Origin of the sequence: Ferrovum sp., assembly GCF_027317285.1 — a bacterium.
In the GTDB taxonomy this organism is placed as follows: domain Bacteria; phylum Pseudomonadota; class Gammaproteobacteria; order Burkholderiales; family Ferrovaceae; genus Ferrovum.
The window spans coordinates 1-11,280 of record NZ_DAHVHV010000027.1; the positions used below are offsets into that span (position 1 = coordinate 1).

The 11,280-nt window shown below is 62.7% G+C and carries 11 protein-coding genes; 5 read left to right on the forward strand and 6 right to left on the reverse strand.

Features of this window, described 5'->3' with window-relative positions; all coding sequences use genetic code 11:
- The 4 genes from M6F29_RS07175 to alaS form a co-directional block, all read left to right on the forward strand.
- A partial coding sequence (locus M6F29_RS07175) for an acetate/propionate family kinase (protein WP_298158223.1) occupies positions 1 to 1,073 on the forward strand: 1,073 nt, incomplete at its 5' end.
- A gap of 9 nt (positions 1,074 to 1,082) precedes the next feature.
- Positions 1,083 to 1,958, forward strand: coding sequence for an ATP synthase F1 subunit gamma (atpG, locus tag M6F29_RS07180; protein WP_297478141.1), 876 nt, complete (start codon positions 1,083 to 1,085; stop codon positions 1,956 to 1,958).
- Positions 1,955 to 2,386 carry an ATP synthase F1 subunit epsilon gene (gene atpC / locus M6F29_RS07185; RefSeq protein ID WP_297453340.1) on the forward strand — a complete coding sequence of 144 codons (432 nt, stop codon included), beginning with the start codon at positions 1,955 to 1,957 and terminating at the stop codon, positions 2,384 to 2,386. Before atpG ends, atpC begins: the two co-directional genes overlap by 4 nt.
- Before the next feature lie 76 nt (positions 2,387 to 2,462).
- Positions 2,463 to 5,066, forward strand: coding sequence for an alanine--tRNA ligase (gene alaS, locus M6F29_RS07190; RefSeq protein WP_298158225.1), 2,604 nt, complete (start codon positions 2,463 to 2,465; stop codon positions 5,064 to 5,066).
- Here alaS and panC read toward each other — a convergent pair.
- The 6 genes from panC to M6F29_RS07220 are packed head-to-tail and all read right to left on the reverse strand — an operon-like array spanning position 5,058 to position 10,103.
- Positions 5,058 to 5,879: a pantoate--beta-alanine ligase gene (gene panC, locus M6F29_RS07195; protein WP_298158227.1), complete on the reverse strand. Its 822-nt coding sequence runs from the start codon at positions 5,877 to 5,879 to the stop codon at positions 5,058 to 5,060. The genes alaS and panC overlap by 9 nt on opposite strands.
- A gap of 18 nt (positions 5,880 to 5,897) precedes the next feature.
- Positions 5,898 to 6,413 carry a 2-amino-4-hydroxy-6-hydroxymethyldihydropteridine diphosphokinase gene (gene folK / locus M6F29_RS07200; protein ID WP_298158229.1) on the reverse strand — a complete coding sequence of 172 codons (516 nt, stop codon included), beginning with the start codon at positions 6,411 to 6,413 and terminating at the stop codon, positions 5,898 to 5,900.
- Positions 6,410 to 7,714: a polynucleotide adenylyltransferase PcnB gene (gene pcnB, locus M6F29_RS07205; protein WP_298158231.1), complete on the reverse strand. Its 1,305-nt coding sequence runs from the start codon at positions 7,712 to 7,714 to the stop codon at positions 6,410 to 6,412. Before pcnB ends, folK begins: the two co-directional genes overlap by 4 nt.
- A 1-nt stretch (position 7,715) precedes the next feature.
- The gene (locus M6F29_RS07210; RefSeq protein ID WP_297498818.1) at positions 7,716 to 8,384 is read right to left on the reverse strand and encodes a histidinol-phosphatase; all 669 of its coding nucleotides are present in this window, start codon (positions 8,382 to 8,384) and stop codon (positions 7,716 to 7,718) included.
- Between the two features lie 10 nt (positions 8,385 to 8,394).
- The gene (locus M6F29_RS07215) at positions 8,395 to 9,048 is read right to left on the reverse strand and encodes an HdaA/DnaA family protein (RefSeq protein ID WP_298158233.1); all 654 of its coding nucleotides are present in this window, start codon (positions 9,046 to 9,048) and stop codon (positions 8,395 to 8,397) included.
- Entirely contained in the window at positions 9,048 to 10,103 is a 1,056-nt protein-coding gene (locus tag M6F29_RS07220) for an AI-2E family transporter (RefSeq protein ID WP_298158235.1), read from the reverse strand. Before M6F29_RS07220 ends, M6F29_RS07215 begins: the two co-directional genes overlap by 1 nt.
- A gap of 112 nt (positions 10,104 to 10,215) precedes the next feature.
- Here M6F29_RS07220 and purM point away from each other — a divergent pair, with 112 nt between their 5' ends.
- Positions 10,216 to 11,280 carry a phosphoribosylformylglycinamidine cyclo-ligase gene (gene purM, locus M6F29_RS07225; protein WP_298158237.1) on the forward strand — a complete coding sequence of 355 codons (1,065 nt, stop codon included), beginning with the start codon at positions 10,216 to 10,218 and terminating at the stop codon, positions 11,278 to 11,280.

Below are 11,280 nucleotides of genomic sequence, written 5' to 3' on the forward strand. Positions count from 1 at the left end.
TGGCCCCACTAACCCTTCTGGTCCTCAACAGTGGGTCCTCTTCCCTGCGTGCCACCCTGTTTCAGGGAAGGGAAGGGGTTCGCCACTGGCATTTTTCCGGAACCACGGATCATGAAGGTCCGTTGCAGTCCCTGCTCAAGGATCTGGAGGGTCAGAGTCCGGATGGCGTGGTTCATCGACTGGTGCATGGGGGTGCCGTCACGGAGGTGGCCCGGGTGATCGACGGGGTGGAGCGAAATCGTCTCGAGGCCCTGGTGCCCCTGGCGCCGCTCCACCTGCCTGCCAATCTGAGGGGGGTGGACCTCTGCACGGCTCATTTTTCTGTCCCCCAGATCGCCTGCTTCGATACTGCATTCCATGCCACCTTGCCCGCCCTGGCCACGCGCTTGCCCATTCCTTCCCGTTTCCATCTGCGTAAATTCGGTTTTCATGGTTTGAGTTATGCCCACCTGGCGCGGCGCCTGCCCGAGGTGCTGGGTCCGCGGCGAGCCCAGGGAAGGATTGCGGGATTGCACCTCGGACAGGGGGCCAGTGCCTGTCTCATGCACCACCTGACGTCCGTTGAAACCACCATGGGGTACAGTCCGGCGGGCGGGTTGGTGATGGGAACCCGCAGCGGAGACCTGGACCCCGGGGTCATCCTGGCCCTGGGACTGGAGTTGACGTGGGATGAATTGACCCAGGTGGTTTACCATGAAATGGGCTTGTGGGCCCTATCCGGGGGAATCAGCGCCGACATGAAAACCTTGCTGGCGGACGGACGGGAAGAGGCCCGTTTTGCCGTGGAATTCTTTTGCCGGCGGATCGCTCAGAGCGTGGGCAGTATGGCGACCCTGCTGGGCGGACTGGATGCGCTGGTCTTTACCGGTGGCATTGGAGAGCACGCCGGCGTGGTTCGGTCGCTCATCGTGCAGTCCCTGGCCTTTCTCGGGTTTGCCCTGGACGAGAGCGCCAACCGGGAAAACGCCCCCCTCATTTCCACGGCACGGAGTCTTCCCGTTCTGATCATCCCCGCCGACGAGGAAGATCTGATGCGTGAGGTGGCGACACCGCTCTTCAGGCCCTGGCACTGAGGCAGGGGCATGGCCAATCTCCAGGAAATTCGGGGCAAGATCGGGACCGTACGGAATTTGCAGAAGTTGACGCGAGCCATGGAAATGGTGGCACGCAGCAAGATCGGCAAGATCATGATGCGCATGGAGGCAGCCCGCCCCTTTGGCGAGAAAGTGCGCATCATTGCCGCACACATGCACCACGCCCGTCTCGAATACCGCTCTCCCTATCTGGCGCGGCGCCTGCCCATGAAACGGGTGGGACTGATTCTGGTGACCACCGACAAGGGCATGTGCGGTGGTTTGAATACTCGTTTGTTTCGTCAGGTGGGGGAATATCTGAGGGAATGGAGCCGCAGCGGCGTGGCGCTGGAAGCGTGCGTGATCGGCAACCAGGGGCTGAGTTTCATGCGCCGTCTGGGGGTGCCGGTGGTCGCGCAGGTGGTGGGACTGGGAGATACGCCCGAGATGGAACAACTGGTCGGCCCCCTGGGCGTGGTCCTGAAGGACTTTCGGGAAGGTCGGATCGATGGCTTGTTTGTGGCCTATTCGCATTTTGTCAACGTGCTGGTTCAGCGCCCGGTGGTGGAGGCCTTGTTGCCGCTCTCGGGTGAGCGGCTGGGCGCGCCGGCGGGGTCCTGGGATTACCTGTACGAGCCGGATTCCCCCACAGTCGTGGACCGTATGCTCCGCCGTTATCTGGAAACCTCGATCTGGCTGGCGGTGGCGGAGAACATGGCATCCGAGCAGGGCGCGCGGATGATGGCCATGAAGGCGGCCAGTGACAATGCCCGGGAAGCCATGGAAGATCTGCAGCATCTCTACCACCGTTTTCGCCAGGAACAGATCACCCGTGAACTGGTCGAAATCACTTCCGGGGCGGCGGCGACGGGAGGGGTGGGGTGAAGCGGGTATTTCAGGTGGAGATCGTCAGCCTGGAACGACAGATTTTTTCGGGGCCGGCTTCCTTCGTGGTGATTCCCGGGGAACTGGGGGATTTGGGCATTCTGCCGGGCCATGCTCCGCTCATGGCGGAATTGCGTCCGGGCTGGGTCCGGGTGGATCAGGGAGATCCCGTGGCCGAAGAGCACTTTTATGTTTCCGGTGGTGCGGTGGAGGTACAGCCGGAACGGGTAACCCTGTTGCTCGATTTCGTCCTGACAGAGCGGGAAGGCCCGGGCCGGGAAGATCGGGATCTGCAGCAGGCGCGGGAGAACCTGTTGCGTGCACGGGTGTCGGCCCTCGAATATGCGCAGATGGAAGCGGCCCTCTACAAGGCCCTGAATGGCTTGCAGAGCGGGCAACACCCCCTGCGGCGCAAGAGAATCCGCTGAAGCGGGCGGTTCGGGCAGAAAAATCAGGTAAAATCCCGGGTTCTATTCAACCCTTCATCTTCAGTCGAAACGGATCATGAAATCTTCCGCCCTGCGTACGTGTTTCCTGCAGTTCTTCGCCCGGCATGGGCATACCATCGTGCCTTCCAGTTCCCTGGTGCCGGCCCATGACCCGACCCTGCTCTTCACCAACTCGGGCATGGTCCAGTTCAAGGACGTCTTTCTCGGCAAGGAGCAGCGCCCCTACACCCGCGCCACCAGCAGTCAGCGCAGTGTCCGCGCCGGGGGGAAGCACAACGACCTGGAGAATGTGGGGTACACGGCGCGTCATCATACCTTCTTCGAGATGCTGGGAAACTTCAGTTTTGGCGACTATTTCAAACGCGCAGCCATCGGGTACGCCTGGCAATTCCTGACGGAGGAACTGGGGTTGCCCAAAGAGCGTCTGTGGGTGACGGTTTACCATGACGATGAAGAGGCCGCCACGATCTGGCTCGACGAGATCGGCGTGGACCCCGCCCGTTTCACGCGCATCGCCACGGCGGACAACTTCTGGCAGATGGGGGATACCGGGCCCTGTGGACCCTGTAGCGAGATATTTTATGACCATGGCCCCGAAGTGGCGGGAGGGCCGCCGGGATCGGCCGAGGCTGATGGTGATCGGTACATCGAAATCTGGAACCTGGTGTTCATGCAGTTCAATCGCGACGAACGGGGGGTGCTGCATCCCTTGCCACGTCCTTCGGTGGATACGGGAATGGGGCTGGAACGGATTGCGGCGATCCTGCAGGGCGTGCACAGCAACTACGAGATCGACCTGTTTCGTGACCTGATTGCGGCGGCCCAGCGTCATACGGGGGCTCCAGACCCTGCCAGCCAGTCCCTGCGCGTCATTGCCGACCATATCCGGGCCTGCGCCTTTCTGGTGGTGGATGGCATCATTCCGGGCAACGAGGGACGGGGGTATGTGCTGCGCCGCATCATTCGGCGCGCCATTCGCCATGGTTATCGACTGGGGCAGAAACAGCCCTTCTTCTACCGTTTGGTGGAGGATCTGGTGGCGGTGATGGGAGAGGCTTATCCCGAACTGGTGGCGGCACAGGAGCGGGTCAAGGCCGTACTCCTGCAGGAAGAGGAACGTTTTTCCGAAACGCTCGAGCATGGCTTGGCGGTGCTGGACGAGGCCCTGCGCCTGAACGCCGAGCATCTTTCTGGCGAGGTGATCTTCCGCCTGGCGGATACCTATGGCTTCCCCGTGGACCTGACCGCGGACATTGCACGCGAGCGGGGGGCGACGCTGGATCTGGAAGGTTTTGAGCAGGCCATGGCGCAACAACGTGAGCGGGCCCGTGCGGCTTCCCGCTTTACGGCAGAGAGTGGCGTGGAGTATGACGGACCGGTGACGACCTTTGTGGGCTACGACACACTCCAGGAGTCGAGCGTGGTGCAGGCCCTTTATCATGAAGGAAGTCCGGTGTCCCGGCTGGAGGCGGGTCAGACAGGGATCGTGGTGCTCGATCGTACCCCGTTCTACGCCGAAGCGGGGGGGCAGGTGGGGGATCGGGGGCGGCTGGAAGGAAAGGACGGTCATTTTGAGGTGGTCGATACCCAGAAAATCCAGGCTCAGGTTTTCGGCCACCAGGGTCGTGTGCTCGAGGGGGCTTTGACCGTGGGGGCGACCGTGCTGGGACGCGTCGATGAAGCCGCACGCCGGCAGGCCGCCCTCAACCATTCGGCCACCCATCTGCTGCATGCCGCCCTGCGCGCGGTGTTGGGCGGTCATGTGGCCCAGCGCGGCTCACTGGTGGATGCCCAGCGCACCCGTTTCGATTTTTCCCACGGTGAATCCTTGACGAACGAGCAGATACAGGCAGTGGAGATGCTGGTCAACGAGGAGATTCGACGGAATGTGCCGGTTTCCGTCCGGACGATGAATTACGATGAAGCCCTGCGGCAGGGGGCCATGGCCCTGTTTGGCGAAAAATATGGCGCCGAGGTGCGGGTCATCGGCATGGGGGCGTTTTCCACTGAACTGTGTGGGGGAACCCACGTCGCCCGGACGGGAGATATCGGACTGTTTCGTCTGGTGGCCCAGTCCGGCGTGGCGGCGGGGACCCGAAGGGTGGAGGGCGTGACGGGCGCGACCGCCCTGCTCTGGACCCAACAGGAACAGCGCCAACTGTATGAACTTGCGCAACGACTCCACGCCACCCCCCAGGAAGCGCCCAAACGTTTGCAGCAACTGCTGGAACAGGGGCAGGCGCGGGAACGGGAATTGTCCCGCCTGAAGGCACAGGGGGCAGCGCGGGCCGGGGTGGCTCTGATCGACCAGGCGCAGGTCGTGGAAGGGGTTCGGGTTCTGGCGACCACGCTACCCGACACCGATGCCAAGGGCCTTCGTGAGGCCTGGGATGCTCTCAAGGGACAGGTCCTCTCGGCCGTGGTCGTGCTGGCGGCAGTGCAGGACGGAAGAGTGGCGGTGCTGGCGGGGGTGACCGCCGACCTGATCCCGCGCCTCAAGGCCGGGGAACTGGTGGGCTATCTTGCGCCCCAGGTGGGCGGGAAGGGGGGGGGGCGCCCCGATCTGGCCCAGGCCGGAGGAACCCGGCCCGACGCATTGCCGGAGGCGCTGGCCTCGGTCCTGCCCTGGGTCAGCGCCCGCCTTCAGGGGTCAGCGTAAGACCTCGAGGTTGTCGATGAGGCGGGTGCTCCCCAGACGTGCGGCACCCAGTACCACCAGGGAACGATCCTCGGGCGTGGGGGCGCCCAGATCCTGGGCACGGCGCACGACCATGTAATCCGTCCTCCAGCAGGTGGGGTCGAGTTGTCCTCGTTCCAGACTTTCCTGCGGCGTTTTTCCCTGTTTCAGGGCTTCGGCCACGGCCTTCAGAGCCTGGTGGAGTTCGGGCGCACGCTGCCGCTCCGCCGGGCTCAGGTAACGGTTGCGCGAACTGAGCGCCAGGCCATCGGGCGCCCGTACCGTCTCAGCCGCCAGGAGCGTGATGGGCAGGGCCAGTTGACGCACCATGGTGCGCAGAATCAGGGTTTGCTGATAATCCTTTTTGCCGAAGATGGCCACCTGGGGCTGAACCATGTGGAACAGTTTCAGGACCACGGTGGCCACGCCCCGGAAATGCCCGGGACGGATGGCCCCTTCCAGTTCATCCTGAAGCGGGGAAGGGTCGACCGTGACCGTTTGGGGCTCGGGATACATCTCGTTTTCCGGGGGGGCAAAAACCACGGCGCATCCGGCCTGTTTCAAACGGGCGCAGTCCTCCTCCAGCGTGCGTGGATAGCGGGAGAAGTCTTCCTGCGGACCGAATTGCAGGCGATTGACGAAAATGCTGGTCACCACGCAGGGGGCATGGGGCTGGACCCGGCGGACCAGATCGATATGCCCGTCGTGGAGGTTCCCCATGGTGGGGACCAGAGCAACCGCGGGTTCCTGGGCAAGACGGTGACGCAGGGCGCTGAGGGTGTGCAGGATATCCATGGACTGTTCGGGGGAGGGTCAGAGGGGCAGGGCCGGCGGGCCGGGACAGGTGGACAGCAACCGGGCAATGGTTCCCTGTCCGGGAATCATGAGGGTTTTCGGGGCCACGTCGAGCCAGGGCAGGAGCACGAAGGAACGTTGGGCGAGCCGGGGATGGGGGAGGGTCAGGCGCGCATTCTGGCGGCATTCCGTTCCATACATCAGGATATCCAGATCCAGGGTACGTGGCCCATTGGCAAACAGGCGCACCCGTCCATGGGCCTGTTCCAGACTCAACAGTTCGGACAGCAGTGTCTCGGGATCGAGGACCGTTTCGATGTGTGCGACGGCATTGATGAAATCCGGTTGATCCAGATGTCCGAAGGGCGGGCTTCGGTACAGGTTCGAACGGGCGATCAGACGCGTTCCCGGGAAGGCATCCAGGCGATTGAGTGCCGAGGTGACCTGGTGGACCGGGTCGGCCAGATTGCTGCCCACGCCGATATAAGCGCTGACGGGTTCCAGGTGCGGGGCCGGAAGGGAGGCAGGACTCATGGAGTACGACGACGCGAGCGTGGTTTACGGGTCTCCTGCACCAGGAGGGAGGGGCGGGTGTCGGGGTCGGCTTCCAGGAAGGTCTTCCACCAGACGCCCAACTCGGGGGGCGCATTGCCGCTGGCAGAGCGCAGCAGCAGAAAATCGTACCCTGCCCGGAAGCGGGGGTGCTCCAGCAGGCGGGAAGGCCGTTGGCCGCTGCGCTGTTCAAAACGGGGTTGCAGGCTCCAGATTTCCTTCATGGTGCCATCGAAACGGTGCGGGATGGGCAAGGTCTTGCGCTGCGCATCCAGGACCGTTTCCATGGCCCCGAACAGGGCGGGATAAAGGGGTTCTCCCTGGGCCTGGCGGGCCTGCCAGAGGGTCTGGACCGGAGGCCAGAACAGGGCAGCCAGCAGGAAGCCCGGAGAAACCGGTTTTTTGTCCCGTAGCCGTTCATCGGTATTATCCAGTGCAAGGGTGATGAAGTGCCTCTGGTCCGGGTTGGCCCACAGGGTGTCGAGATGCGGCAAAAGATGGGGATGCAGCCCGAACTGGTGGAGCAATTCCAGGCAGGACCGAGCCTGTCCGGACACGAGCAACTTGAGCAATTCGTCAAACAGGCGGGATTCGGGGATGGGGGACAGCAGGTTGCTCAATTCGCGCAGGGGCCCGATCAGGGCCGCATCCAGGGTGAAACCCAACTTTGCGCTGAAGCGGATGGCGCGCAGCAGGCGTACCGGATCCTCGCGAAACCGCTGGACGGGATCGCCGATCATGACCAGGCGGCGGGCAGCGATGTCCTTCGTTCCGGAGAAATAATCCAGCAGGATATTGTGGACCGGATCATAAAACAGCGCGTTGGCCGTAAAGTCACGACGGGCGGCATCTTCTTCCAGGCTGCCAAAGACGTTGTCCCGGGTCAGGCGACCATGTTCGTCGGTCTGGGAATGATGGTCATGGGGCGCATGGCCCCGAAAGGTGGTGACTTCAACGATTTCGTCGTGGCAGGGGACGTGGATGATCTGGAAACGTCGCCCGATGATGCGCGAGCGCCGGATCAGGCGTCGGATCTGTTCGGGCGTGGCATTGGTGGCGACATCGAAGTCCTTGGGCGATTTCTCCAGCAGCAGGTCGCGCACGGCACCGCCCACCACATAGGCCTGAAAGCCGTTTTCCTGGAGGGTTTTGATCACGCGCAGCGCGCAGGGACTGATGGCCTGGGGGCGCAGGGAGTGCTGGGAGGCGGTCAGCGCGAGGGGCTTTGCGCCATGACGGTTTTTTTTGGGGCCGAAGACCCTGTTCAGAAGACGCCGGATCATGTCAGGATTTCCAGTGGTAGACAGGCCAACCCCGTTGTTGGGCCAGGTCGGAAAGAACGGGGTCGGGATTCACGACCACGGGTTCGCTGGCCCGTTCCAGCAAGGGGAGGTCGTTCTGGGAGTCGCTGTAGAAGGCGGTTTCCGTAAAGTCCTGCCAACGGTGGCCCAGGCCGGCCAGCCATTCGTCCACGCGCGTGACCTTGCCTTCCCGGAAACTGGGAATCCCCTGCACTTTGCCGGTGAATTGGCCCGCTTCGTTCTGGGCGGGTTCGGTGGCGATCAGATGGTCGATGCCGAACAGGGCGGCGATGGGACCCGTGACGAAACGATTGGTGGCGGTGATGATGGCAACCAGTTGGGCCTGCGCTTGTTCGGCCCGGACGCGTTCGAGGGCCGCCGGGCTGACCAGTGGAAGGATGTGTTCCGTCATGAAGCGACGATGCCACTGATCCAGTTGGGCACGGGGAAAGCGGGACAGAGGTTCCAACTGGAAGGCCAGGAACGCATCGATGTCCAGTTTCCCTTCCCTGTAGTCGTCGTAAAAGGCCCGGTTTTTGGCTTCATGTCGCACGCGGTCGAGTACGCCCTGGTTGGCCAGAAACTGGCCCCATTCAAAATCGCTGTCACCGGACAGCAGGGTATGGTCTAGATCAAAGAGGGCAAGGCGCATGAAGGTCGGGTCAAGAGTGAAGGTTTCCAAGGATTTCGCGCACCATCGGCAAAGTGATGGTGGCACGGTGTGTGGCCAGGGTCCTGTGATGAAATTCTTTCATGAGCGAAAAAAGATAGTCATTGCGACGCGGACAATGGGTCAACAGGTACTGGGCGACCGCCGGGGGAAGCGTGAGCCCCAGGGATTGGGCGTGGGTGTGCAGGGCTGTAATTTTTTCTTCATCGTTCAATGGCGAAACCCTTAACACCAACCCCCAGGCCAGACGGGTTCTCAGGTCGGGGAAAAGAGGCAGGTGGGCCGGGGGACAGGAACCGCTGACCAGTAGCCCCAATCCCTGATCCCGCCGCTCATTATACCGGTGAAACAGGTCCAGGGCACCTTCCGAACCCAAAAGATGCACGTCGTCCACGGCCAGGTTCGGGTTTTGATCGGGCTCGAAACGGGTTTCCGGCGTGGTGCGCACAAATTCCTCGGGCCGGACCAGAGCGCGCAGGAGGTGGGTTTTTCCCGATCCCGGATCTCCCCAGAGGTAGATCTGACGTTCTCCTTCGCCCTCTTGCCAGCGACGCAGGGCGCTGACGATCTCTCCGTTACTGCCTTGTACAAAGTCGTCCAGACACGGGCGCGGATCGGGGGTCAGGTCAAGGATCTGCTGGCGCATCAGGGAGCCGTCTCCCTTGACCACCAGATCTGGTGGAGATGGCCCAACAGGATGCGGGCGACGGCCGAGGCGGGCAGGGCGATCACGATCCCGAAAAAACCCAGCAGTTGACCGAAGGACAGCAAGGCCAGGATGACCATGACGGGGTGTAACCCGATGCGTTCCCCCACCAGGCGGGGCGTGATGAACGAGCCTTCCAGCACGTGGCCGGCGGCAAACACACCGCAGACGGGCAGCAGCAGGGAAGGGTCCTGAATCAGCGCCGTGAGAACGGCCAGAACGAACCCGATGAAGACGCCCACGTAGGGGATGAAGACCAGCAATCCGGCGGTGATGCCCAGGGCCAGTCCCGAGGACAGCCCCGTGAAATGCAGACCCAGGCCGTAGAATGTCGCCATGCAGGCCATGACCAGCACTTGACCGCGCAGGAACTGGCCCAGTACGACATCGATTTCGTGGGCCAGTTGGCGCAGGGGGGCCGCATTGCGCGGGGGCAGTTTTTGAGCCAGGGTCTGGATCAGTCGATCCCAGTCCTTGAGCAGGTAGAAAGTGACGACGGGAATCAGCAGCAGGGTCAGGAACAGATGGATCAGCACCGATCCGCCGTGACGGGCGGACAGGAGCAGGTTCTGGAGAGCATCGCTGATCGATCCCAGGTGCTGTTTCAGCAATTCGCGCCAGGTACTCAGACTGGTACTCCAGTCGATGCCGAGGTTCCTGGGCAGGTAGGGGATGAGGGCGGCTTGCCAGGCATCCGTCGTGTTGGGCAAACGCGCGATCAGTTGCAGGAGATCATGGGCCAGGAGGGGAAAGAGCAACACCAGGAAGCCCAATCCCAGTCCCAGAAAACTGCCCACGACGACCAGGGCCGCCAGGGGGCGGGGAAACCAGGAGGTGCTCAGGCGCCGGACCAGCGGGTGCCCGAGATAGGCCAGCAGGAGCCCGGCCACGAAAGGCGCCAGAATGTCGGCCAGGGTGTAGATCAGCGCACCCAGTGCCAGCAGGGCAAGCCAAATTTCAGGGCGTTGGGTGAACCTGGGGCGTGACAGGGGCATTTGGGTTAAAATCTGCAGGTAAAAAGAATTCGGAAGTCCGGTCTGTGACTGGGTGATTTTAACAGGTCGGCATCCTTCTGGAAGGAATCCGATCCTACTTTGGAGAATTTTTGTGACTGTTTCCAACCCATTCAATGCCGGACTGTCCTATCGGAATGCCGGGGTGGATATCGATGCGGGGGATGCCCTGGTGGAACGCATCAAGCCCTTTGCCCGGCGTACCCTGCGTCCGGAGGTGGTGAGCGGCATCGGTGGTTTTGCCGCCTTGGTGGAAATCGGCCAGCGTTACAAGGAACCGATTCTGGTTTCGGGCACCGATGGCGTGGGCACCAAATTGCGCCTGGCCTTCGAGTTGAACCGCCATGAGGAAGTGGGCATCGATCTGGTGGCCATGAGCGTCAACGACATCCTGGTTCAGGGGGCAGAACCCCTGTTTTTTCTGGATTACTTTGCCTGTGGTCGGCTCGATGTGGCACAGGCGGCCACCGTGATCGAAGGGATTGCGCGCGGTTGCGAGGAAGCCGGCTGTGCCCTGATCGGAGGGGAAACGGCAGAGATGCCCGATTCCTATCCGGCGGGGGAATATGATTTGGCGGGATTTGCGGTGGGCGTGGCAGAAAAATCCGCCTTGATCGATGGCTCCACGGTGCAGGCGGGAGACCGCGTCATCGGAGTGGCTTCGAGCGGGGCGCATTCCAACGGGTTTTCCCTGATCCGAAAAATCGTCTCCCGGAGCGGGGCAGACCTGAAGGCGCCCTTTCCCGGCGGGGCGTATGGCCACGCCACGCTGGCCGATGTGCTGATGACCCCCACCCGCCTCTATGTAAAACCCGTTCTGGCCCTCATGAAACAGGTGACCCTCAAGGGCATGGCCCACATCACCGGGGGCGGACTGGTGGACAACCTGCCGCGGGTGATCCCTGCCGGACTGGCTGCCCACCTGGAGCGGGCGCGCTGGCCTCGCACCCCGCTGTTCGAGTGGCTGCAACGCAGCGGTGCCGTGGCCGAGGAAGAAATGCTGCGGGTGTTCAACTGCGGGGTGGGGCTGGCCCTGGTGGTGGCCCCCCAGGACGAAAAAACCGTGCTGGAACATTTTGAAGCCCTGGGTTGGGAAGCTTGGTCCATCGGCGAGATCGTGCCGCGCCCCGAGGCCGCGCCAGCGACCTGGGTCGCGTGA